Annotated in this window: 20 protein-coding genes; 17 read left to right on the forward strand and 3 right to left on the reverse strand. The window is 69.8% G+C overall.

Annotated elements, in window-relative coordinates:
• The 3 genes from dapD to map are packed head-to-tail and all read right to left on the reverse strand — an operon-like array spanning nucleotide 1 to nucleotide 4,275.
• The gene (gene dapD, locus ACQQ2N_RS00660) at nucleotides 1-879 is read right to left on the reverse strand and encodes a 2,3,4,5-tetrahydropyridine-2,6-dicarboxylate N-succinyltransferase (protein WP_440223736.1); all 879 of its coding nucleotides are present in this window, start codon (nucleotides 877-879) and stop codon (nucleotides 1-3) included.
• On the reverse strand, nucleotides 809-3,499 hold the full coding sequence (gene glnD, locus ACQQ2N_RS00665) for a [protein-PII] uridylyltransferase (protein ID WP_440223737.1): 2,691 nt from the start codon (nucleotides 3,497-3,499) through the stop codon (nucleotides 809-811). Before glnD ends, dapD begins: the two co-directional genes overlap by 71 nt.
• Before the next feature lie 8 nt (nucleotides 3,500-3,507).
• Nucleotides 3,508-4,275, reverse strand: coding sequence for a type I methionyl aminopeptidase (map, locus tag ACQQ2N_RS00670; RefSeq protein WP_440223738.1), 768 nt, complete (start codon nucleotides 4,273-4,275; stop codon nucleotides 3,508-3,510).
• Between the two features lie 270 nt (nucleotides 4,276-4,545).
• Here map and rpsB point away from each other — a divergent pair, with 270 nt between their 5' ends.
• The 17 genes from rpsB to ACQQ2N_RS00755 all read left to right on the forward strand — a co-directional run bounded on the left by rpsB (nucleotide 4,546) and on the right by ACQQ2N_RS00755 (nucleotide 22,763).
• Complete coding sequence (gene rpsB / locus ACQQ2N_RS00675) at nucleotides 4,546-5,439, forward strand: 30S ribosomal protein S2 (protein ID WP_440223739.1); 894 nt, start codon at nucleotides 4,546-4,548, stop codon at nucleotides 5,437-5,439.
• Nucleotides 5,440-5,604: 165 nt separating this feature from the next.
• A complete protein-coding gene (tsf, locus tag ACQQ2N_RS00680; RefSeq protein WP_440223740.1) occupies nucleotides 5,605-6,477 on the forward strand; it encodes a translation elongation factor Ts in 873 nt (290 codons plus the stop codon).
• A 619-nt stretch (nucleotides 6,478-7,096) separates the two neighbouring features.
• A complete protein-coding gene (gene pyrH, locus ACQQ2N_RS00685) occupies nucleotides 7,097-7,819 on the forward strand; it encodes a UMP kinase (protein WP_440223741.1) in 723 nt (240 codons plus the stop codon).
• A 79-nt stretch (nucleotides 7,820-7,898) separates the two neighbouring features.
• Nucleotides 7,899-8,456, forward strand: a complete 558-nt coding sequence (gene frr / locus ACQQ2N_RS00690; protein WP_440223743.1) for a ribosome recycling factor — start codon at nucleotides 7,899-7,901, stop codon at nucleotides 8,454-8,456.
• Nucleotides 8,457-8,479: 23 nt separating this feature from the next.
• Nucleotides 8,480-9,232 (forward strand): polyprenyl diphosphate synthase, encoded by a 753-nt coding sequence (gene uppS / locus ACQQ2N_RS00695; protein ID WP_440223744.1) that lies wholly within the window; start codon nucleotides 8,480-8,482, stop codon nucleotides 9,230-9,232.
• 12 nt (nucleotides 9,233-9,244) lie between these two features.
• Nucleotides 9,245-10,072 carry a phosphatidate cytidylyltransferase gene (locus ACQQ2N_RS00700; protein ID WP_440223745.1) on the forward strand — a complete coding sequence of 276 codons (828 nt, stop codon included), beginning with the start codon at nucleotides 9,245-9,247 and terminating at the stop codon, nucleotides 10,070-10,072.
• Complete coding sequence (locus tag ACQQ2N_RS00705) at nucleotides 10,069-11,247, forward strand: 1-deoxy-D-xylulose-5-phosphate reductoisomerase (RefSeq protein ID WP_440223746.1); 1,179 nt, start codon at nucleotides 10,069-10,071, stop codon at nucleotides 11,245-11,247. Before ACQQ2N_RS00700 ends, ACQQ2N_RS00705 begins: the two co-directional genes overlap by 4 nt.
• Before the next feature lie 31 nt (nucleotides 11,248-11,278).
• Complete coding sequence (gene rseP / locus ACQQ2N_RS00710) at nucleotides 11,279-12,625, forward strand: RIP metalloprotease RseP (protein WP_440223747.1); 1,347 nt, start codon at nucleotides 11,279-11,281, stop codon at nucleotides 12,623-12,625.
• 76 nt (nucleotides 12,626-12,701) lie between these two features.
• Nucleotides 12,702-15,056, forward strand: coding sequence for an outer membrane protein assembly factor BamA (bamA, locus tag ACQQ2N_RS00715; protein ID WP_440223748.1), 2,355 nt, complete (start codon nucleotides 12,702-12,704; stop codon nucleotides 15,054-15,056).
• A 104-nt stretch (nucleotides 15,057-15,160) separates the two neighbouring features.
• The gene (locus tag ACQQ2N_RS00720) at nucleotides 15,161-15,667 is read left to right on the forward strand and encodes an OmpH family outer membrane protein (RefSeq protein ID WP_440223749.1); all 507 of its coding nucleotides are present in this window, start codon (nucleotides 15,161-15,163) and stop codon (nucleotides 15,665-15,667) included.
• Nucleotides 15,664-16,692, forward strand: a complete 1,029-nt coding sequence (gene lpxD / locus ACQQ2N_RS00725) for a UDP-3-O-(3-hydroxymyristoyl)glucosamine N-acyltransferase (protein ID WP_440223750.1) — start codon at nucleotides 15,664-15,666, stop codon at nucleotides 16,690-16,692. Before ACQQ2N_RS00720 ends, lpxD begins: the two co-directional genes overlap by 4 nt.
• A complete protein-coding gene (gene fabZ / locus ACQQ2N_RS00730) occupies nucleotides 16,689-17,165 on the forward strand; it encodes a 3-hydroxyacyl-ACP dehydratase FabZ (RefSeq protein WP_440223751.1) in 477 nt (158 codons plus the stop codon). The genes lpxD and fabZ overlap by 4 nt, the downstream gene beginning before the upstream one ends.
• A complete protein-coding gene (lpxA, locus tag ACQQ2N_RS00735; protein WP_440223752.1) occupies nucleotides 17,162-17,932 on the forward strand; it encodes an acyl-ACP--UDP-N-acetylglucosamine O-acyltransferase in 771 nt (256 codons plus the stop codon). The genes fabZ and lpxA overlap by 4 nt, the downstream gene beginning before the upstream one ends.
• Before the next feature lie 64 nt (nucleotides 17,933-17,996).
• On the forward strand, nucleotides 17,997-19,148 hold the full coding sequence (gene lpxB, locus ACQQ2N_RS00740) for a lipid-A-disaccharide synthase (protein WP_440223753.1): 1,152 nt from the start codon (nucleotides 17,997-17,999) through the stop codon (nucleotides 19,146-19,148).
• A gap of 85 nt (nucleotides 19,149-19,233) precedes the next feature.
• Nucleotides 19,234-21,024 (forward strand): sulfatase-like hydrolase/transferase, encoded by a 1,791-nt coding sequence (locus ACQQ2N_RS00745; RefSeq protein WP_440223754.1) that lies wholly within the window; start codon nucleotides 19,234-19,236, stop codon nucleotides 21,022-21,024.
• Nucleotides 21,021-21,641, forward strand: coding sequence for a ribonuclease HII (gene rnhB / locus ACQQ2N_RS00750; protein WP_440223755.1), 621 nt, complete (start codon nucleotides 21,021-21,023; stop codon nucleotides 21,639-21,641). Before ACQQ2N_RS00745 ends, rnhB begins: the two co-directional genes overlap by 4 nt.
• A 108-nt stretch (nucleotides 21,642-21,749) precedes the next feature.
• On the forward strand, nucleotides 21,750-22,763 hold the full coding sequence (locus ACQQ2N_RS00755) for a response regulator (protein WP_440223756.1): 1,014 nt from the start codon (nucleotides 21,750-21,752) through the stop codon (nucleotides 22,761-22,763).
• Nucleotides 22,764-22,791: the final 28 nt, after the last annotated feature.

The raw sequence follows: 22,791 nt of genomic DNA on the forward strand, positions 1-22,791 counted from the left end.
TCAGGCCCTCAGCAGTTCGTTGATGCCGGTCTTGGCGCGCGTCTTCTCGTCGACCTGCTTGACGATCACGGCGGCGTAGAGGCTGTGGCTGCCGTCGGCCGCGGGCAGCGAACCGGCGACGACGACACTGCCGGCCGGCACGCGGCCGTAGCTGACCGTGCCCTTCGCGCGGTCGTAGATGCGCGTCGACTGGCCGAGGAACACGCCCATGCCGATCACGCTGCCACGCTCGACGACGACGCCCTCGACGACCTCCGAGCGCGCGCCGATGAAGCAGTCGTCCTCGATGATCGTCGGCGAGGCCTGCAGCGGCTCGAGCACGCCGCCGATGCCGACGCCGCCGGACAGATGCACGCGCGCGCCGATCTGCGCACACGAGCCGACCGTGGCCCAGGTGTCGACCATCGTGCCGGCGCCGACGTGCGCGCCGATGTTGACGTAGCTCGGCATCAGCACGGCGTCCTTCGCGACATGCGCGCCGCGGCGCACGAGCGCGCCCGGCACGACGCGCGCACCGAGCTCGCCGAAGCCTTCCGCACCGGCATCGCCGAAGCGCAGCGGCACCTTGTCCCAGGCCTGCGACGGGCCGCCGTCCATGACGCGGTTCGCGTTGAGGCGGAAATACAGCAGCACGGCCTTCTTGAGCCACGCGTTGACGCGCCAGCCGCCCTCGCCGTCCGGCTCGGCGACGCGACGTTCGCCGCGCTCGAGCAGGTCGAGCGCCTGCTCGACGGCGGGGCGGATGCTGGATTCGATCTCGTGGTCGTCGAGTGCGGCGCGACGCTCCCAGGCGTCGTCGACGAGGTTCTCAAGAGGCGGCATGGCGGGGCGTGTTCTCCGGCGCGGGACGCGTGTCGAGCCGGTCGATGAGCGCGGCACGCAGGCCGTCCTGCGCGGCCGCGTCGAGCGGACGGTCGCTGTCGTCGGTGAGGTGGAAGAAGTCTTCGACGCGTTCGCCGAAGGTCGCGATGCGCGCATCATGCACGCGCAGGCCGCGCGAACGGAAGATCTGCGCGACCGAGGCGAGCAGGCCCGGGCGATCCGAACAGACCAGGCCGACGCGCGTGCGCGTACCGTCGTCGCCGAACGTCACGCGCGGCGCCATCGGGAAATGCCTGAGTGCACGCGGCAGCGCGCGACGCACCGGCGCCTCGTCGAGCGACGCACGCGCGAGCGCCGCATCGAGCGCGCGCTCGACGTCGGCGACCGACCCGGAATCGAGCAGCGGCTTGCCGTTGACGTCGAGCACGAGGAACGTGTCGAACACGGTGCCCGAATCCGAAGCGACGATGCGCGCCTCGACGACATTGAGATGGAAACGGTCGAGCACGGCGGTGATCGTCGCGAACAGGCCGTCGCGATCGCGCGAGTGCACGAACACCTCGGTCGTGCCGCGCACGCCGCGCGGGTCGATGCGCACGAGCGCACGCGCGGGATCGTCGTGGCCGGCGATCGCGGCGGTCTGCCAGGCGATCTGCTCGGGCCGGTAGCGCAGAAAGCTTTCCTTCGGGAAGTCGGCCCAGATGCGCTCTGTGGTTTCGGCCGGCAACCCGCGCGCGGCGAGCAGCGCGTGCGCGCGCAGGCGCGTCTCGGCGACGCGATCGTCGGCAACGGGCAACTCGCCCGAGGCCTGGCGCAGCACGTAACGCGTCGCCGAATAGAGGTCGGCGAGCAGGCGGTCGCGCCAGCCGTTCCAGAGCTTCGGGCTGGTGCCGTTGATGTCGGCGACGGTGAGCACGTAGAGATAGTCCAGGTGCTCCCAGTCGCCGACCTGCGCGGCGAAACGGTGCACGACCTCGGGATCGGTGATGTCCTGGCGCTGCGCGGTCACGCTCATGACAAGGTGCCAGCGCACGAGCCAGGCCACGAGGTTCGTCGCGGCGGCGCCAAGGCCGAGCTTCGCGCAGAACGCGCGCGCATCGTCCTCGCCGAGCACCGAGTGGTCGCCGCCACGGCCCTTGGCGATGTCGTGGAACAGGCCCGCGAGCAGCAGCAGCGAGACGTCCGGCAGGCGACCGAACACCGCGTGGGCGAGCGCGAAGTCGCGCGCGCCGTCGTCGCCCGCGAAGCGCGCCATGAAGCGCAGCACGCGCAGCGTGTGCTCGTCGACCGTGTAGACGTGGAACAGGTCGTACTGCATGCGCCCGGTGACGCGCGCGAAGCCCGGAACGAGGCGCGCGAGCACGCCGTGGCGCGCCATTGCGACGAGCGATTCGACGGCCGGCGCACCACGCTCGAGCAATGCACGCAGCGCGGCGAAGACCGAGGAATCCTCGAAGTCCAGCGAAGGATCGGCGAGCGCGAGGCGCACCTGACGCAGCGCGCCGGCGCGCAGGCCGCGCACGCCGGGCTCGCTCGCGAGCAGCGCGTAGAGTTCGATCAGCTTGCCCGGATGCGCATGCAGCGTCTCCGTGTCGACCACGTCGAGGCGGTCGCCGATGCGCACGAAACCGCCCGGCAGCACCTGCGCGGTGGACGCGGTCGGCGCGAGCAGTTCGGCGCAGCGCGCGAGGAGCTCCTCGTTGGCGCCCGCGATGCGCCGCGCGGCACGGTAATACTCCTGCATGCACTGCTCGACGCCGAGGTTGTCGGCGTGCTCGTCGCGGTAGCCGAGCGTGCGCGCGAGGTCGCGCTGGTAGTCGAACAGCAGGCGCTCCTCGGCGCGCCCGGCGAGCAGGTGCAGCGCGTAGCGGATGCGGAACAGCGTGGCCTGCGCGGCGGCGAGCGCGTCGCTTTCGCCGGCGTCGAGCAGGCCGGCCTCGATCATCGTGGCGGGATCGGCGGCACCGGTCAGCGCGCGGCCGAGCCAGCGGATCATCTGCAGGTCGCGCAGGCCGCCAGGGCCTTCCTTGAGATGCGGCTCGAGGTTGTAGGCGGTGTCGCCGAAACGCTGGTGACGCACCGCCTGCTCGGCTTGCTTGGCCGCGAAGAAGCGCGCCGCCGTCCACAGCGACTCGTCGGGCAGGCGCGACAGCAGTGCATCGGCGAGCGGTCGCGCACCGTCCAGATGACGCGCCTCGAGCAGGTTCGTGTAGACGCTGACGTCCTCGGCGGCGAGCGTGCGGCAGCCCTCGAGGTCGCGCACGGCGAGCCCCGGCTTCATGCCGAGGTCCCACAGGCAGGCCGAGAACGCCTCGATCGCGCGCACGACGCGCGCATCCGGAGCGCCCACCGTGAGGATCAGCAGGTCGACGTCCGAATACGGAAACAACTCGCCACGGCCGAAGCCGCCGACTGCGAGCAGCGCGGCCTGCCCGGTGTCGCCGAGCCAGGCCTGCCAGGCGTAGCCGAGCACGCGGTCGACCGCGTCGGCGCGCGCACGCACGACGGCGACCGCCGGCACGCCGTCGCGGAAGGCGCCGGCAAGGTCGCGGTCGTAGTCGGTGAGGTATTGCCGCAGTGCGAGCCGCGACGGACCGACCACGCCGGTCCGCGGCACCGGCGCCGCGAGCCTCGGCAGCGCGGGAATGCGCGCGGCGGGGTCGGCGGCGGCCGGCACGGCGGGCCTCAGGCCGCCTGCGGCCAGGGCGTGAGGATCTCGAAGCCGTCGTCGGTGACGGCGATCGTGTGCTCCCACTGCGCCGACAGCGAATGGTCGCGCGTGACCACGGTCCAGCCGTCGGGAAGCAGGCGCGTCTGCGGCTTGCCGGCGTTGATCATCGGCTCGACCGTGAAGGTCATGCCCTTGCGCAGCTCGAGGCCGGCGCCGGCCTGGCCGTAGTGCAGCACCTGCGGATCCTCGTGGTAGATCTGGCCGATGCCGTGGCCGCAGTACTCGCGCACGACCGAGAACTTCTCCGCCTCGGCGAACTTCTGGATGGCGTGGCCGATGTCGCCGAGCGTGGCGCCGGGCCGCACCTGCGCGATCCCGTGCAGCATCGCGTCGCGTGTCGTCTCGACGAGCCGGCGCGCGAGCACCGAGGGCTGCCCGACGAAATACATGCGACTCGTGTCGCCGTGCCAGCCGTCCCTGATGACCGTGACGTCGATGTTGATGATATCGCCGTCCTTGAGCACCTTCGACGGGCTCGGGATGCCGTGGCAGATGACGTGGTTGACCGACGTGCAGAGGGTCTTCGGGAAACCCTTGTAGCCGACGTTGGCGGGGATCGCCTTCTGCACGTCGACGATGTAGTCGTGGCAGATGCGGTCGAGCTCCTCGGTGCTGACCCCGGGCTTGACGTGCGGCGCGATCATCTCGAGCACCTCGGCAGCCAGGCGGCCGGCGACGCGCATCTTCTCGATCTGCTCGGGGGTCTTGATCGTTACGGGCATGGGAATAAGGTGTCTTGTGGCGGGAACGTGTGGCGGGGTAGAATTGTACGGATTTGTCGGCCCGCAACGTAGGTTGTTGACCGCAAACGAAAAGCGGCCCCGTGCGTCACGCCCGGGACCGCACGGCGATCCTCGCCGAATCCGCACACGTACCGTCACCGTCTTCGGGGTGCCTCGTTCGCGAGGTCGCAGGCGGCGGGTACGTGGAGGTCCAACCCCGGGCAACCCGCGCCAACACACATGCGCGGTTGTCCCCTATGGAGCACCACCATGCCTCAGGTCACCATGCGCCAGATGCTCGAAGCGGGCGTCCACTTCGGCCACCAGACGCGCTACTGGAATCCCCGCATGTCGCCGTACATCTTCGGCGCGCGCGGTCGCATCCACATCATCAACCTCGAGAAGACGCTGCCGCTGTTCAACGATGCGATGAACTTCGTGTCGGGCCTCGCGCAGAAGCGCGGCACGCTGCTGTTCGTCGGCACCAAGCGCTCGGCGCGCGAAGCCGTGAAGGAAGAAGCCACGCGCTGCGGCCAGCCGTACGTCGCGGCCCGCTGGCTCGGCGGCATGCTGACCAACTTCCGCACGGTCAAGCAGTCGATCGCGCGCCTCAAGGAAATCGAGGCGATGGCCAGCGACGGCAGCTTCGGCAAGCTCGTCAAGCACGAGGTGCTGCAGATCGAACGTGAGCGCGAGAAGCTCGAGAAGTCGCTCGGCGGCATCAAGGACATGCCGCGCCTGCCGGACGCGCTGTTCGTGATCGACATCGGCCACGAGAACATCGCGATCCAGGAAGCCAAGAAGCTCGGCATCCCGGTCGTCGCCGTGGTCGACACCAACTACGACCCGAGCCTCGTCGATTACGCGATCCCGGGCAACGACGACGCGATCCGCGCCGTGCAGCTCTACACCAGCGCCGTCGCCGACGCCGTGCTCGAGGGCAAGGCCGCCGCGCCGGCCGTCGCCGTCAACAACGACGAGTTCGTCGAACTCGACGGCGAAGGCAACCCCGTCGCCAAGGCCGCCGACGACCGTCGCCGCCAAGCGCCGCGTGGCAAGGCTCCGGCCGCCAAGCGTGGTGCCGGCGCGCCGGCCGGCCGCCGTGGTCCGGGCGGTCCGGGTGGCAAGCGCGACGGCAAGCCGGGCGAGTCGGCTTCCGAGTAAGCGTTACCTCGCGCGGCGACCGCCCAGCCGGTCGCCGCGCAGCCGAAACATGCAGGTCACGCGGCCCGGCCACGCTGGGCACCGCGACGTCGCCGCCCTGCGCGCGGCGGACCCGCGTCATCCTCCGGTGCGCGCCGCGCACCGCAAGCCAATCGAGGTTCTCCGATGGAAATCACCGCACAGATGGTCAAGGAACTGCGCGAGCGTTCCGGTGCCGGCATGATGGAATGCAAGAAGGCGCTGTCCCAGAACGACGGCAATATCGAAGCCGCGATCGAGTGGCTGCGCAAGCAGGGCCTCGCCAAGGCCGACAAGAAGGCCGACCGCGTCGCCGCCGAAGGTCGCATCGTGCTCGCCCAGGACGCCGGCAAGGCCGTGCTCGTCGAGGTCAACAGCGAGACCGACTTCGTCGCCAAGGACGAGAACTTCCTCGCCTTCGCCGACAACGTCGCCAAGGCCGCGCTCGGCGCCGCCGACGTCGAGGCGCTCAAGGGCGCCGCGTACGCGGGTGGCGGCACGGTCGAGGAAGCACGCGCCGCGGTCATCGCCAAGGTCGGCGAGAACGTGCAGGTGCGTCGCCTCGTGCGCATCGACAGCGCCAACACGGTCGCCGGCTACCTGCACGGTGGCCGCATCGGCGTGCTCGTCGAGGTCAAGGGTGGTTCCGCCGACCTCGCGCGCGGCCTCGCGATGCACATCGCCGCGATGAACCCGCCGTACATCGCCGAGAAGGACGTCCCGGCCGAGTTCGTCGCCAAGGAAAAGGAAATCGAACTCGCCAAGATGACCGACAAGGACAAGGCCAAGCCGGCCGAGATCCTCGAGAAGATCATCAGCGGCAAGATCGCCAAGATCGTCAACGAGGTCACGCTGACGGGCCAGCCGTACGTGCTCGACACCAACGAGACCGTCGGCGCCGTGCTCAAGAAGGAAGGCGCCGAAGTCGTGACCTTCCACCGCATCGCGGTCGGCGAAGGCATCGAGAAGGTCGTCGAGGACTACGCGGCCGAGGTCATGAAGCAGGCGGGCCTGGCCTGAGGTTCTTGCGATCGTCCCTGATCGCCACACCGTGGCGGTCGAGGATCGTGCGGCATGCTTCACTCCGCACGGGCGCCGGAAGCGGCCATCCCTGGCCGCACTCGGGAGTGACGCACGGTTTCGTTGAAGCGTGATGCTGGGGTTGGATGCGCTTCGATGGGGCGATTTCATACCCCGAGGCAGTGAAGACGACCTTGATTCAATGAGAAGCCCGCGGGTGACCGCGGGCTTTTTTGTGGGCGGTGGAAGCCCTTTTGCGATCGTCCTTGATCACTGGTCTTGGCTAACAAGGATTGCTCCTGGATCTCGTGCTCAGGATGCAGCTCCAGAAGCGGCCGCTGCTCTTGGCGATCAGGGCTCGTCCCGGGTTACGTGCTTCGGCCGCGGCGCCATAAGCGGCCATCCCTGGCCGCACTCGGGAGTGACTCACGGCCTCGTCGAGAGTCTGCCTTTCGGCTGGATCCGGTTTGTCGAGGCGATTCAAGCCGGCAGAAGCGACGGCGCCGAAAGTCTCTCCGTGGCTGCGACGAAAAACCCGCGGGTGACCACGGGTTTTTTTGAGGGCGTGGCACGGCGGCCGCTATACTGCATCGGTTTGCCCGCAGCCCGGAGAGCCGTCATGCCCGAGATCAAGTTCAAGCGCATCCTTCTGAAACTCTCCGGCGAGGCGCTGATGGGCGAGGCCGACTACGGCATCGATCCCAAGGTCATCAGCCGGCTCGCGCGCGAGATCATCGAGGTGCAGCGCGTCGGTGTGCAGGTGGGCGTGGTGATCGGCGGCGGCAACATCTTCCGTGGCGCGGGCCTCGCGGCCTCCGGCATGGACCGGGTCACCGGCGACCACATGGGCATGCTCGCGACGGTCATGAACGCGCTCGCGATGCAGGACGCGATCGAGAAGGCCGGCGGAACCGCGCGCACGATGAGCGCGATCAAGATCAACGAGGTCTGCGAAGACTTCATCCGCCGCCGTGCGATCCGCCACCTCGAGAAGGGCCGCATCGCGCTGTTCGCGGCCGGGACCGGCAACCCGTTCTTCACGACCGACTCGGCGGCCGCGCTGCGCGCGATCGAGATCGGCGCAGGCCTGCTGCTCAAGGCCACCAAGGTCGACGGCGTCTACACGGCCGATCCGGCCAAGGATCCCACCGCGACGCGCTACGACCACCTCACCTACGACGAGGTGATCCAGCGCAACCTGCAGGTCATGGACACCAGCGCGATCGCGCTGTGCCGCGATCACCGCATCCCGCTGCGCATCTACGACATGTCGCGCGCGGGCGACCTCATGCGCCTCATGCGCGGCGAGCCCGTCGGCACGCTGGTCAGCAACACGCGCTGAGCGCACCCCGCCCCCCGCGGCGGCCGTCCGCGGACGCGCTGCTATACTCCGCCGGCTAAGCCCTACGCAGGACACGACCATGCTCGAAGACATCAAGAAGGACACCCAGACGCGCATGACCAAGAGCGTCGAGTCGCTGCGCCACGACCTCGCGCACCTGCGCACGGGACGTGCCAGCGTGGCGATCGTCGAACCGCTGCAGGTGTCCTACTACGGCTCCGACGTGCCGCTCAACCAGGTCGCCAACGTCGCCGTGGTCGATGCGCGGTCGCTGACGATCACGCCCTACGAGAAGAACATGGTCGGCGCGGTCGAGAAGGCGATCCTCGCCTCCAACCTCGGCCTCACCCCGAACACGATGGGCCAGGTCATCCGCATCAACCTTCCCGCGCTCACCGAACAGCGCCGCAAGGAGCTCTCCAAGCACGTCGCCGGCGAGGGCGAGAACGCCAAGGTCGCGATCCGCAACATCCGCCGCGACGCGATCCACACGCTCAAGGAACTCCTCAAGGACAAGAAGATCAGCGAGGACGAGGAGCACCGCGCCGAGGAGGAGGTCCAGAAGCTGACCGACCGCTTCGTCAAGGATGTCGACGGCGTGGTCAAGGCCAAGGAAGACGAGCTCATGGCGATCTGAGGATCGCCCGCCGAGCCGAACGCATGGCCTCCGCCAGCGAAGCCCCCGCCACGACACGCGTCCCGCGCCACCTCGCCATCGTCATGGATGGCAACGGCCGCTGGGCGCAGCGTCGCCTGCTGCCGCGTACCGTCGGTCACCGCGAAGGCCAGAAGTCGCTGCGCGCGACGGTCGAGTTCTGCCTGCGCCGCGGCATCGGTTCGCTGACCCTGTTCGCGTTCTCAAGCGAGAACTGGAAGCGCCCCGAGGGCGAGGTCGGCGCGCTCATGCAGCTGTTCCTCAAGGCGCTGGACCGCGAAGTCGACGAACTGCACGCCAACGGCGTGCGCATCAGCTTCATCGGCGACCTCTCCGCGTTCTCGACCGAGCTGCGCGAACGCATGCAGCAGGCGATGGCGCGCACGGCCGGCAACCGCGCGCTGCACGCCAACGTCGCGGTCAACTACGGGGGCCGCTGGGACATCGCGCAGGCTGCGCGCCGCGCTGCCGAAGCCGCCGTCGCGGGCACGCTCGATCCCGCCACGATCGACGAGGCTTCGCTCTCGCCGTTCTTCAGCCTGCACGACCAGCCGCCCGTCGACCTGTTCCTGCGCACGGGCGGCGAGCTGCGCATCAGCAATTTCCTGCTCTGGCAGGTCGCCTATGCCGAGCTCGTGTTCATCGATACGCTGTGGCCCGACGTCGACGCCGAGGTGCTCGATGCGGCACTGCGCGAGTTCGCACGGCGCGAGCGCCGTTACGGCATGACGTCCGAACAGGTCGCGGCCGCAGGCTGAGGGGGGAACCGCATGAAGCAACGCATCCTGACCGGACTCGTCCTCGCCGCGCTCGCGGTGTCGATCATCCTGTTCTCGCCGACGCCGCTGTTCGCGGCGATCGTCGGCATCACCTGGCTCATCGCGTGGTGGGAGTGGACGGCGCTCGCCGGCGTCACCTCGCAGGCCATGCGCATCGCCACGACCGTGCTCGTCGCCACCGCGCTGGCGGGCCTGTGGTTCGCGCGCGAGACGCCGCTGTGGTGGATCGTGATCGGCCTCGGCGTGGCCTGGTGGCTGGTCGCGGCGGTCTGGCTGCGCCACTTCTCGTTCGGCGCGTCGCCCGTGCGCACGAACCGTTCGCTCAAGCTCATCGCGGGCCTGTTCGCGCTCGTGCCGGCCTGGGCCGGCCTCATGCAGATCCACGGCCACCCGTCGCTGGGCCCGGTGTGGACGCTGTTCGCGCTGTCGCTGGTCTGGGCCGCCGATTCGTTCGCCTACTTCGCGGGTCGCCGCTTCGGCCGTACCAAGCTCGCGCCACGCGTCAGCCCCGGCAAGACGCGTGAAGGCGCCTGGGGCGCGATGGCCGGCACGGCGCTGTTCGCGCTCGCCTGCGCGACGCTGCTCGGCGAGCGCGGCGCCGACCTCGTCGCGCTGCTCGTGCTGACCGTGCTCGTGGTGGTCGTCTCGATCGTCGGCGACCTGTTCGAGAGCCTGCTCAAGCGCCAGGCCGGCGTGAAGGATTCGGGCGCGATCTTCCCGGGCCACGGCGGCATGCTCGACCGCCTCGACGGCGTGTTCGCGGCCATCCCGGTGTTCGCGATCGGCAAGGCCCTCATCGACCTGACGCTGCCGGCATGAAGCGCGTCGCGGTCCTCGGCGCGACCGGCTCGATCGGCGCGAGCACGCTCGACGTGATCGCGCGGCACCCGGATCGTTTCCGTGCCAGCGTGCTGGCCGCGCACCGCAACGTCGAGGCGCTGGCGACGCTGTGCGAACGTTTCCGCCCCGACCTCGCCGTCATCGCCGATCCCGCCTGCGAGCCCGAACTGCGTGCGCGCCTCGTCGCTGCCGGCGTCGCCACGCGCGTGCTGGCCGGACCCGATGCGCTGGTCGAGGCCGCCGCGGGCGGTGATGCCGACATCGTCGTCGCCGCGATCGTCGGCGCGGCCGGCCTCGCCTCGACGCTCGCCGCGGCGCGCGCGGGCAAGCGCCTGCTGCTGGCCAACAAGGAGGCCATCGTCATGGCCGGGCCGCTGCTGGCCGCGGCGCTGGCCGAAGGCGGTGGCGACCTGCTGCCGATCGATTCCGAGCACAACGCGGTGTTCCAGTGCCTGCCGGGCGGACGTCCGGACCTCGGCCGCGCGGGCGTGCGCCGCATCGTGCTGACGGCCTCGGGCGGGCCGTTCCGCGGCCGCACGCGCGACGAGCTCGCGCGCGTCACGCCGGCGATGGCCTGCGCGCATCCGAACTGGAGCATGGGCCGCAAGATCTCGGTCGACTCGGCCACGCTCATGAACAAGGGCCTCGAGGTCATCGAGGCGCACTTCCTGTTCGACGCGCCGGCCGATGCGATCGACGTGGTCGTGCATCCGCAGAGCATCATCCACTCGCTGGTCGAGTACGTGGACGGCTCGCTGCTCGCCCAGCTCGGCAACCCGGACATGCGCACGGCGATCGCCTACGGGCTGGCCTGGCCCGAGCGCCTCGACGCGGGCGTGGCGGCGCTCGACCTCGTGCGCACGGCCCAGCTCGGTTTCGAGGCCCCCGACCGGGCGACGTTCCGCTGCCTCGACCTCGCCTACGACGCCCTTCGCGCCGGCGGCACCGCGCCGACCACGCTCAACGCCGCCAACGAGGAGGCGGTCGCCGCATTCCTCGAGGGGCGCCTCGCCTTCACGGCGATTGCGGAGGTCATCGAATCCTGCCTCGCCGACCTGCCCGCCGGGCCGGTCGCCGGGCTCGAAGCCTTGCTTGACAGTGATTTAACCGCGCGCCGCCACGCCCACCGTATCATGGCGCGCCGGGCCGCCTGACACCCCCCGGTTTCCCTTTCGAGATGCGTCGATGAGCGAGCTGTTCGGTTCCGTGTGGTGGCTGGTGGTCACGATGGGCCTCCTGGTCACGTTCCACGAGTACGGGCACTACGTCATTGCACGCCGGTTCGGCGTCAAGGTGCTGCGCTTCTCGGTCGGCTTCGGCCGGCCGCTGTGGATGTGCCGCGGCCGCGACGGCACCGAGTACGCGATCGCCGCGATCCCGCTCGGCGGCTACGTGCGCATGCTCGATGAACGCGAGGGCGACGTGCCGGCCGCCGACGTGGACGCCGCGTTCAACCGCAAGCCGCCGCTGCAGCGCATGGCGATCGCCGCTGCCGGCCCGGCCTTCAACCTCGTGTTCGCGCTGGCCGCGTTCTGGCTCATGTTCGTGGTCGGCCGGCCCGACTACCTGCCGGTCGTCGCCGCGCCGACCGGCGTCGCCGCCGAGGCCGGCATGCTCGCGGGCGACCGCATCGTCACCGTCAACGGCGACCCGATCGACTCGTGGAGCAAGGCGCTGCAGAAGCTCGGCGAGTCGGCCGTCGGGCGCCGCGACACCGTCGTCGAGGTCGTGACCGCCACCGGCGCCGAGACCCGCCGCACGCTCGCCTTCAGTTCGCTCGGCCCCGACGTCGGCGAGCGCCAGCTGTTCGACCGCATCGGCCTGAGCCTGGCCCCGCGCGAACTCGCGCCGGTGGTCGGCAAGGCCGAACGCGGCAAGCCGGCGGCCGCCGCCGGGCTCGCCGCAGGAGACCGCATCCTCGACATCAACGGTCGCGCCGTCGCGGGTTTCGGCGACATCGGCACGCTCATCGCCGAGGAATCCTCGAAGACTCCACAACTGGCGATCCGCGCGCAGCGCGGCGCCGAGACGCTGTCGTTCGAGGTCGCTCCGACCCGCGTCACCGAGGCCGACGGCAGGTCGCGCCTGATCATCGGCATCGCCCCGCCGGACGCCCACGATGCGACGCTGCGCTACGGGCCGCTCGCGGCCGTTCCTCGCGCGTTCGCGGAAACCTGGGACGTCACGGCCAGCTCGCTCAACATGCTCAAGATGATCGTGTTTGGCCAGGCCAGCCTCGAGAACCTGTCCGGCCCGATCACGATCGCGCGCTTCGCCAACGGGTCCGCCCAGCTCGGCCTTGCATGGTTCCTGCAATTTCTCGCGATCATCTCGCTCGCGCTCGCGATCATGAACCTGCTGCCGATCCCCGTCTTGGACGGCGGACACCTGCTGTATTACCTTATCGAGCTGATCAAAGGCAGTCCGGTAAGCGAGCGCGTCCAGATCGCGGGCCAGTACGTCGGCCTCATGATGCTGGCGGCCCTGATGGGGCTCGCGTTCTACAACGACATCCTGCGGCTCTCATTCTGAGCCCGGCCCTGCCCCTGATCGATCGCGGACGCTGCGAAGCCCGCCGCGTTCCCGGCCTGTCCCTACGGAAGTGACGATGAAGCGTATCGCCGCCCTGCTCATGCTCGCCTGGCTCAGCTCCCAGAACGCGTTCGCGTTCGACACGTTCCGGGTGGCGGACATCCGCATCGACGGCCTGTCGCGCATCGCGCCGGGCACGGTGTTCACCTACCTGCCGGTCGAGCGCGGCGACATGCTGACCGCGGACGGCGCCGAGCAGGCGATCCGCGCGCTGTACCGGACCGGCTTCTTCAACGACGTGACGCTGTCGCGCCAGGGCGACATCCTCGTGGTGACCCTGCAGGAGCGCCCGTCGATCTCCAAGGTCGCGATCCGCGGCAACAAGGACCTCAAGGAAGACGACCTGCGCAAGGGCCTCAAGGGCATCGGCCTGGCCGAGGGCGAGACCTTCGACCGCCTCAAGCTCGACTCGGTGCAGCAGGAGCTGACGCGCCAGTACTACAACCGCGGCAAGTACAACGTCTCGGTCAAGACGGCCGTCGTCAACCTCGACCGCAACCGCGTCGAGGTCGCGATCAACATCGTCGAAGGCAAGCCGGCCAAGATCAAGCACATCAACATCGTCGGCAACGAGTCGTTCAAGGCCAAGGCGATCCGCGAGGACTTCCAGTCCGACGAGACCAACTGGACGTCGTGGTACTCCAAGGACGACCAGTACTCGCGCGAGAAGATGTCGGGCGACCTCGAGCGCCTGTCGTCGTTCTACCTCGACCGCGGCTACGTCGACTTCGCGGTGGACTCGACCCAGGTCGCGATGAGTCCCGACAAGCGCAAGATGTACGTCGTCGCCAACATCACCGAGGGCGAGGTCTACACGGTCACCGACATCAAGCTGACCGGCGACCTCATCCTCAAGGACGAGGACCTGCGCAAGCAGCTGTCGATCGGGTCCGGCGAGATCTTCTCGCGCCGCAAGGTCGAGCAGTCCGCCGACGCGATCACCGCCGTGCTCGCCAACATCGGCTACGCATTCGCGCAGGTCAACCCGCTGCCCGAGGTCAACCGCGAGAAGCGCGAGGTCGGCCTGAACTTCCAGATCGTGCCCGGCCAGCGCGTCTACGTGCGCCGCATCGCCTTCAAGGGCAACCTGCACACCGAGGACGAGGTGCTGCGCCGCGAGATGCGCCAGCTCGAGGGCGCCTGGTACTCCCAGGCTGCGATCGACCGCTCCAAGATCCGCCTGCAGCGCCTTGGCTTCTTCAAGAACGTCGTCGTCGAGACGCCGGCCGTGCCGGGCACCGAGGACCAGGTCGACATCAACGTGACGGTCGAGGAGCAGCAGTCCGGCCAGTTCACGTTCGGCCTCGGCTACTCGCAGGTGCAGGGCCTGATCACGAGCATCGCGGTGCAGATGAACAACTTCTTCGGCACCGGCGACCGCGTCGGCGTCACGCTGCAGCGCAGTTCGTACCTCAAGCGCTACGCGATCTCGTACTACGAACCCTACCTGACCGACGACGGCATCGGCCTCGGCTACGACATCAGCCACCGCGAGCTCGACTCGGGCGAGGCGAACATCGCGAGCTACTTCACCAACAGCGACGCGTTCAGCACCTACATCGGCCTGCCGCTGACCGAGAACGGCACGCTCAACACGCGCCTGGGCATCAGCCAGACCGAGATCACGGCCTACCCGGGCTACACGCCGCAGCGCTTCGTCGACTACCTCGCCGCCCTCGGCAACCGCACGTTCCACGCCTGGAACCTCGAGCTCTCGTACGCACGCGACACGCGCAACAAGTACTGGAACCCGACGCGCGGCTCGCTGCAGACGGTCTCGTTCGAGACGACGCTGCCGGGCTCGACGGTCGAGTACTTCAAGGCCAACTACCGCTACTCGCAGTACTTCCCGCTGACCGAGAAGCTGACCTTCCTCGGCACTGTCTCGCTCGGCTACGGCGGCAGCTACAGCGGCAAGTACCGCACGGTCACCGACGAGGGCCAGGATCCGCCGGTCAGCTACGAGGTCGGTGCACGCGGCCTGCCGTTCTTCGAGAACTTCTTCGCGGGCGGCAGCTCCGACGTGCGCGGCTTCCGCGACAACACGCTCGGACCGTACGACCTCATCGACGGTTACCGCCAGCCGCTCGGCGGCGCGTTCAAGACCGTCGCCACCGCCGAGATCATCTTCCCGACGCCGTTCGTCAAGGAAAATGACAACACGACGCGCCTGTCGTGGTTCGTCGACGTCGGCAACGTGTTCAAGGACTACAACGCGTTCTCGGCGAGCGACCTGCGCGCCTCGACCGGCCTGTCGTTCTCGTGGCGCGCGCCGATCGGACCGATCGTCATCAACATCTCGCGCCCGCTGCGCAAGCAGGACGGCGACGATACCGAGACGATCCAGTTCTCGTTCGGCCCTCAGTTCTGATGCGGCTGGTGTAGGATCGGTCGGAGCGGCTTGACGAGGCATCTTCTCGGACGGAGGGCGGCGTGGTTCGAAGCGCACCATGGACAGCGATGCCCCGTGCGCTCATGGTCCTCCTCGCCCTGGGTGTCGCGCTGCCTGCCGTCGCCCAGAATGCCGCGCCGCGCATCGGCTACGTCGACATGAAGCGCCTGCTCGACAATGCCCCGCAGGTGCTCGCGGGCCGCCAGAAGCTCGAGCGCGAGTTCGCGCCGCGCGATGCCGCGCTGACCGCCGACGAGATGCGACTGGCTGCGCTGCGGTCGCGCCACGAGCGTGACGCGGCCTCGATGGGCCGCGACGAAGCCGAGGCGCTCAAGCGCGAGATCGATGCGCTCGACCGCTCGATACGCCGCAATCGCGACAGCCTGCGCGGCGAGCTCAAGACGCGCAGCGACCAGGAGCTCGACCGCAGCTGGCGCGAGATCAACAATGCCGTCGTCGCGTTCGCGCGCGAGCAGGGCATCGACCTCATCGTGCCGAGCCCGGTCGTCTACGCGAGTGCACGCATCGACGTGACCGACCAGGTGCTCGAACAGCTCAAGCGCCAGCACGCGGCCAAGGCCACTCCGTGAACGACATCGTTTCCCACACGCTCGGCGACCTCGCCGGGCGCTTCGACCTCGACCTGCGCGGCGCCGCCGACCTGCGCGTCGACGGCGTCGGCACGCTGGCCGCGGCCGGCCCGACCCAGGTGGCGTTCCTCGCCAACCCGCGCTACCGCGCCCAGCTCGCGGCGAGCGGGGCCGCGGCCGTGCTCGTGCGCGCGGCCGATGCCGAAGGCGACGGCCCTGCCCGCCTCGTGGCGCGCGATCCCTACGTCGCCTTCGCGAAGCTCGCCGCGCTGTTCGAGCACGTGCCGGCCGCGCATGCAGGCATCCATCCGAGCGCCGTCGTGAGCCCGCTCGCGACGGTGTCGCCCACCGCATCGGTCGGCCCGCTGTGCGTCGTCGAGGACGGCGCGCGCATCGGCGACGGTGCCGTGATCGGACCGCACTGCGTGATCGGCCACGACTGCGTGGTCGGCGCGCAGTCGCGCCTCGTCGCGCGCGTCACGCTGGTCACGCGCGTGCAGCTCGGCCGCCGCGTGCTCGTGCACCCGGGCGCGGTGATCGGCGCCGACGGCTTCGGCCTCGCGTTCGACCGCGACCACTGGATCAAGGTCCCGCAGCTCGGCGGCGTGCGCATCGGCGACGACTGCGAGATCGGCGCCAACACGACGATCGACCGCGGCGCGCTCGAGGACACCGTGCTGGCCGAGGACGTGCGCCTCGACAACCAGATCCAGATCGCCCACAACGTGGTCATCGGCGCCCACACGGCGATCGCCGGCTGCGCCGCGATCGCCGGCAGCACCCGCATCGGCAGCCACTGCCTGATCGGCGGGGCGGCTGGCATAATCGGCCACCTGACCATCGCCGACCGCGTCACGATCACGGCCATGAGTCTGGTCAACCACTCCATCCGCGAAGCCGGGGAATATTCGTCGGGCATGCCGATCCAGGAAGGACGCCTGTGGCGCCGCAATGCGGCACGCTTCCGCCATCTCGACGAATGGGCCCGCCGCCTCGCCGACATCGACAAGGGACACCCGCAATGACCACCACCACGTCGCCGGGCGCGGGCGACATGCCGCTCGACGTCCGCCGCATCAGCCAGTTGCTCCCGCACCGCTTCCCGTTCCTGCTCATCGATCGCGTCATCTCGTGCGAGCCCGGCAAGCGCCTGACCGCGATCAAGAACGTCACGATCAACGAGCCGTTCTTCCAGGGCCATTTCCCGGGCCATCCGGTGATGCCGGGCGTGCTCGTGATCGAGGCGCTCGCGCAGGCCTCGGGCGCGCTCGTGCAGCTGTCGGTCTCGGCCGACCCGAACCAGCCCGCGCTGTTCTACCTGGTCAAGATCGACAAGGCGCGCTTCAGCCGCATCGTCGTGCCGGGCGACCAGCTCGTGCTCGAGGTCGAGCAGAAGCGCACGCTCAAGCGCATGGGCCTGTTCTGGGGCCAGGCGAAGGTCGACGGGGAGGTCGTCGCCGAAGCCGAGCTGCTGTGCGCGGAGCGGAGGGACGGATGATCCACGCGACCGCCATCATCGACCCGTCGGCGCGGATCGGCCAGAACGTCAGCATCGGCGCGTACAGCGTCATCGGCGCCGACGTCGAGATCGGCGACGGCACGACGATCGGCCCGCACGTCGTCATCGAGGGTCCGACGAAGATCGGCCGCGACAACCGCATCTGGCAGTTCGCCTCGATCGGCGCCGCGCCGCAGGACAAGAAGTTCCACGGCGAGAAGTCACGCCTGGAGATCGGCGACCGCAACGTCATCCGCGAGTTCGTCACCTTCAACCGCGGCACCGACGACGACGCCAGCCTCACGAAGATCGGCGACGACAACTGGCTCATGGCCTACGTGCACATCGCGCACGACTGCATCGTCGGCAACCACGTGATCTTCTCGAACGCGGCCTCGCTGGCCGGCCACGTCGTCGTCGACGACTGGGTGATCCTCGGCGGCTTCTCGCTGGTGCACCAGTTCTGCCAGGTCGGTGCGCATGCGTTCACCGCGATGGGCGCGATCATCAATCGCGACGTGCCGCCGTACGTGACCGTCGCCGGCAGCTTCGCCGAGCCCAAGGGCATCAATTCCGAAGGCCTTCGCCGTCGCGGCTACTCGTCCGACCGCATCATGGCGATCAAGCGCGCCTACCGCACCCTCTACATGTCGGGCCTGCCGCTCGCCGAAGCGCGTGGCGAGCTTGCGCGCGCCGCGGAGGGCGCCCCGGACGTGCGCCTCATGCTCGACTTCATCGAGCGCAGCCAGCGCTCGCTCGTGCGCTGATCCCGGTGCGCACCGGCTGTCGCCGCCGGACCATGGCTCCGCGCGGCGGCGCCGGAGCGACGCGATGAGCGCGTCGCCTTCGTTCGTGCTCGTCGCCGGCGAGGCCTCGGGCGACCTGCTCGGCGCGGGGCTCGTCGACGCCCTGCGCGAACGCTTCCCCGACGCGCGCTTCGCCGGCATCGGCGGCCCGCGCATGGTCGCGGCGGGTCTCGAGGCGTGGTATCCGGCCGAGAAGCTCGCCGTGATGGGCCTCGCCGAAGTCGTCCGCCACCTCCCCGAACTGCTCGCGATCCGCCGCGACGTGCGTCGTCGCACGCTCGCGCTGCGCCCGGACGTGTTCGTCGGCATCGATGCGCCGGACTTCAACCTCGGCCTCGAGCGCGACCTCAAGCACGCGGGCATCCGCACCGTCCATTACGTGAGTCCGTCGGTGTGGGCCTGGCGCGAGGGCCGCGCGGCGAAGCTCGGCCGCAGCGCCGACCGAGTGCTGTGCCTGTTCCCGATGGAGCCGCCGGTCTACGCGCGCCACGGCGTCGACGCGCGCTTCGTCGGCCATCCGCTCGCCGACGCCTTCGCGGACGAACCGGATCGCACGACCGCACGCGCTGCACTCGGACTCGCCGCAGACGCGCCCGTGCTCGCGCTGTTGCCGGGCAGCCGTCTCGGCGAGATCCGCCGCCTCGGCCGCGACTTCCTCGGCGCCGCACGCCTGCTGCGCCGCGATCTGCCCGGACTCGTGATCGTCGCGCCGATGGCCAATCCGGCCTGCCGCGAGGCGTTCACCACGCTGCTCGCCTATCCCGCGTTCCACGATCTCGGCGTGCACGTCGTCGACGGCCAGGCGCACGCGGCGATGATCGCTGCCGATGCCGTGCTGCTCGCCTCGGGCACCGCCGCGCTCGAAGCCGCGCTGGCCAAGCGGCCGATGGTCGTGGCCTACCGCGTCTCGGCGCTCACCCACCTGATCGTCAAGGGCCTCGGCCTGCTCAAGGTCGAGCGCTACTCGCTGCCGAACCATCTCGCCGGTCGCGACCTCGTGCCCGAGCGCATGCAGGCGGACTGCACGCCCGAGGCACTCGCCGAAGCCTTGCTGCCGATGCTGCGCGACCCGCCGCCACCCGAGCTCGTGGCCGAGTACCGGCGCATCCACGAAGCACTGCGCGGAGGCGGCGACCGCGCCGCGGCGGCCGCCGTGGCGGAGCTGGTCGCCCCCTGACGCCGTCGATGCGCCTCGACGGCCATGCGCCGTGCTGCAGCGTGCATTGACGCCCGCGCTTCGAGTGCCCAGCATCACGAGTCGAATGGAACCTCCTGCCGCGTCCGACCCGACGCCCTCCCCGATCGATGCGGAGGCACGCGCCGAGCGTGCGCGCGCACGCGCTTCCCGGCGCCTCCGGCGCCTGCGCGCGTTCGCCGTGCTCGCGTTCCTGGCCGTGTTCGCGATCGGTCCGCTCGACGAGAAGGCCGTTGCCGAGAAACTCTTCGCCGGTGTGCTGATGGCCGCCGTGACGGCGAGCCTGCTGTTCGCGTCGGCGCGCGTCGCGTTCGCGCTCGTCGTCGCCGTGGTCGGTTTCGGCGCGCTGCTGCTCGCGAGCTCGCTCAAGTTCGCCTACCTGCTCACGCCGGTACTCGCGCCGGACCTCGAGTACTACCTCACGTTCGACACGCTCAAGCTGATCGGGCGCTATCCGCTGCTGCTCGGCGCGACGGTCGTCGTCTGCACGGTCGTGCCGTTGCTGATCCTGCCCGCGTGGCGCTGGGAACAACCGCTGCGCTGGCGGCTCGTCCGGCGCGGTCCGCGCGCGATCGTGCGCGTGGCCGGCGCTGCGGCGACGGCGGCGATCGTGTTCGCCTGCGTGCAACCGGACGGTCCGTTCGCGCGCGTTTTCAACAAGCCGATGTGGGCGACGGTCGTCGACCGCAGCTACATCACGGCGTTCTTCACCTCGTTCAGCGACACCGACGTGCGCAAGCCCGCGATCACCGGCGAGGTCGACCGCAGCATCGCATGGACGATGGACACGCCGTTGCGCGGCGCGCAGACGCGTCCCGACGTCGTCGCGGTGCTCGAGGAAAGCACGTTCGACCCGCGCATCCTCGCCGTGTGCACGCTGCCCGTGTGCGAGGTCGACATGTTCCGCAAGGACAGGCGCACGCGCGCAGGCGGCCCGCTCACCGTGCACACCTTCGGAGGTGGCACCTGGACCAGCGAATTCGCGCTGCTGACCGGCCTCGCCGACGTGCTGTTCGGCAACGCCGGCCTCTACGCGCCGTACAACCTCGCGCCGCGCGTCGCCCACACCCTGCCCGATGCGTTCAAGGCTGCGGGTTACCGCGCGATCGCGATCTACCCGGTCAGCGGCGACTACCTCAACGCGCGCAACGCCTATGCCGACTACGGCTTCGATGCGTTCTACGACGGCAACGACTACGGCCTGGACTGGCACAGCACCGATGCCGACCTGCTGCGCGTGTTCAGGCAGGTCCACGCCGAGGAACGCGCCGCGCACCCGAACCGGCCGCTGTTCATCGTCACCCTGACGCTGCACCAGCACGGCCCGCACATGACGCCGCTCGCCGAACTGCCGCCGCCGTTCGACCAGCCGCTGTTCCGCGGGAAGTTCACGCCGTCGCGCCTGGACGACTGGCTCAACCTCAATCTCGGCAACTACCTCGCGCGGCTGCATGCCTCGGCGGCGATGCTGCGCGAACTCGAGGCGTTCCTGTGGGGCAGCGGCCGACCGGTCGTGCTCATGCACTTCGGCGACCATCAGCCCTCGTTCGACGGGGCGATGCACTCGATCCCGAAGAAGGTGCCGAAGACGGCCGGCCCGAACACGAGCCGCATCACCTACTACATGCTCAAGACCAGCTTCACGACGCGCCGCCTGCCCGACTACGACACGCTCGACATCGTCTACCTCGGATCGATGCTGCTCGATGCGGCCGGCGTGCCGAAGGACGCGTTCTACCAGGCCAACGCGCTGCTGCGCGAACGCTGCAAGGGGCGCTACCTCGACTGCGCGGACAAGACGCTGCTTACCTCGTACCATGACCACGTCTTCAACACGCTGCAGGACCTGCGCGAATGAACCTCGACCTGTTCGCCGCGCGCGCCGTGCCACGCGAGCGCACGGCCGGCGTCGACGAAGCCGGCCGCGGCCCGCTCGTCGGTGCGGTCGTCGTCGCCGCGGTCGTGCTGCACCCGACGCGTCGCCCGAAGGGCCTCGCCGATTCGAAGACGCTCACCGAGGCGCGTCGCGAGACGCTCGCGCTGCGCATCCGCGAACGTGCACTCGCCTACGCGGTCTGCGTCGTCGAGGCCGACGAGATCGACCGCCTGAACATCCTGCAGGCGACCCTCGCCGGCATGTCGCGCGCCGTCACGGCGCTGCAGCCGCGCCCCGAACTCGCCCTCGTCGACGGCAACCGCCTGCCGCGCGACCTGCCCTGCGAGGGCCGCGCGATCATCGGCGGCGACGCCAGCGACCCGGCGATAAGCGCGGCCTCGATCCTCGCCAAGACCACGCGCGACCGCCTCATGCGCGAGCTCGATGAGGTCCACCCCGAGTACGGCTTCGCACGCCACAAGGGTTACCCGACCGCCGAACACCTGCTCGCGCTCGAGCGCCACGGTCCGCTGCCGATGCATCGGCGCAGCTTCGCACCGGTGCGCGCGTGGTACGCGCGCAACGCTGCCGGCGTGTGATTCGGCGCGGCGTCCGTACCGGGCGAATGCTGCTAGGATCGGGACTTCCGCGCCGATGGCCGGCTTCTTGCACAAGGATCGTCATGTCGACACCGAAGGGAATCCTCCATGCTGCCTGAGGCCGCCACGCCGCTGCTGCCGTTCTTCCACCCGACCACGGTGGTGCACGTCGAGGACAGCACGAGCTATTCGACCCTGCTGCAGTCCGTGCTCGAGCCCGAGATCCTCGTGGCGCGACATCGCTGGGCACGCAAGGCGCTGACCGCGATCGAGGCGGCCCATGCGCGTCCGAGTGCGTCGCGTCGTCTCGTCGAGCGCTTCCGCAAGGACCACGCGCTGTCGGCCGGAGACCTCGGCGCGATCCGCGGCATCGTCGACGATCCCCAGCGTTTCAACGACGTCGCGGTCGCGATCGTCGACTACGCGATGCCCGACCTCGACGGCCTCGGCTTCTGCCGCCAGCTCGCCGGCACGCCGGTGGGCCGCGTCATGCTGACCGCTCGCGCCGATCGGCGCATCGCGACGCAGGCGCTCGACGAGGGCCTCATCGACTACTTCATCGACAAGACCAGCCCGGATTTCCTCGAGCGCATCCGCGACGCCGTGTCGGCGCTGCAGGCGCGCTACTTCGGCGCGGACCGGCACTTCAGCTTCGCCGACGACGCCGACGCGCGCTTCGGCTTCGCGCGCGATCCCGGCGTGGCTGCCGCGCTGCGTCGCTACCTGACCATCGCACCGGTCGAAATGTACCTTTGTGACGATCCGGCCGGCGTGCTGTTCATCGACGACGAGGGGCTCTCCGAGTTCATCCTCGTGTTCTCCGAGGCGGTCTACGAGCGGCGGCGCCAGGCCGCGCTCGCCGCGGGCGCGCCACCGTGGTACGCCGACCATCTCGCCGACCGCCAGTGGATCGACTGGCGCGGCGATGCCGACGGCTTCTTCCGCAGCGGCCATGCCGTGACACCGCACGACCTCCTGCGCGCCACGGTCCTCGAGGGCCGCGACGGCGACTACGTGGTCGCGACGCTCGACCAGGCCCCCTCATGGAAGCAGGCCGAGTGCTCGACGTACCGTGGCTGGCTCGACCAGCGCGAGCTCGCGGGTGGCGCACCGGGCGCCTGATGCCGATGCGATGACGCGCCCCGGCGCG

Origin of the sequence: Dokdonella aquatica, assembly GCF_051987395.1 — a bacterium.
Classification (GTDB): domain Bacteria; phylum Pseudomonadota; class Gammaproteobacteria; order Xanthomonadales; family Rhodanobacteraceae; genus Dokdonella.

Bases quoted from the DNA above. Each gene is read 5' to 3' on its own strand.
- map (WP_440223738.1), bottom strand. From the start codon at position 4,275: ATGCCCGTAACGATCAAGACCCCCGAGCAGATCGAGAAGATGCGCGTC.
- rnhB (WP_440223755.1), top strand. From the start codon at position 21,021: ATGAACCTCGACCTGTTCGCCGCGCGCGCCGTGCCACGCGAGCGCACG.
- rseP (WP_440223747.1), top strand. From the start codon at position 11,279: ATGAGCGAGCTGTTCGGTTCCGTGTGGTGGCTGGTGGTCACGATGGGC.
- bamA (WP_440223748.1), top strand. From the start codon at position 12,702: ATGAAGCGTATCGCCGCCCTGCTCATGCTCGCCTGGCTCAGCTCCCAG.
- ACQQ2N_RS00755 (WP_440223756.1), top strand. From the start codon at position 21,750: ATGCTGCCTGAGGCCGCCACGCCGCTGCTGCCGTTCTTCCACCCGACC.
- ACQQ2N_RS00745 (WP_440223754.1), top strand. From the start codon at position 19,234: ATGGAACCTCCTGCCGCGTCCGACCCGACGCCCTCCCCGATCGATGCG.
- fabZ (WP_440223751.1), top strand. From the start codon at position 16,689: ATGACCACCACCACGTCGCCGGGCGCGGGCGACATGCCGCTCGACGTC.
- ACQQ2N_RS00720 (WP_440223749.1), top strand. From the start codon at position 15,161: ATGGTCCTCCTCGCCCTGGGTGTCGCGCTGCCTGCCGTCGCCCAGAAT.
- tsf (WP_440223740.1), top strand. From the start codon at position 5,605: ATGGAAATCACCGCACAGATGGTCAAGGAACTGCGCGAGCGTTCCGGT.
- ACQQ2N_RS00700 (WP_440223745.1), top strand. From the start codon at position 9,245: ATGAAGCAACGCATCCTGACCGGACTCGTCCTCGCCGCGCTCGCGGTG.
- uppS (WP_440223744.1), top strand. From the start codon at position 8,480: ATGGCCTCCGCCAGCGAAGCCCCCGCCACGACACGCGTCCCGCGCCAC.
- lpxA (WP_440223752.1), top strand. From the start codon at position 17,162: ATGATCCACGCGACCGCCATCATCGACCCGTCGGCGCGGATCGGCCAG.
- rpsB (WP_440223739.1), top strand. From the start codon at position 4,546: ATGCCTCAGGTCACCATGCGCCAGATGCTCGAAGCGGGCGTCCACTTC.
- pyrH (WP_440223741.1), top strand. From the start codon at position 7,097: ATGCCCGAGATCAAGTTCAAGCGCATCCTTCTGAAACTCTCCGGCGAG.
- lpxB (WP_440223753.1), top strand. From the start codon at position 17,997: ATGAGCGCGTCGCCTTCGTTCGTGCTCGTCGCCGGCGAGGCCTCGGGC.
- frr (WP_440223743.1), top strand. From the start codon at position 7,899: ATGCTCGAAGACATCAAGAAGGACACCCAGACGCGCATGACCAAGAGC.
- ACQQ2N_RS00705 (WP_440223746.1), top strand. From the start codon at position 10,069: ATGAAGCGCGTCGCGGTCCTCGGCGCGACCGGCTCGATCGGCGCGAGC.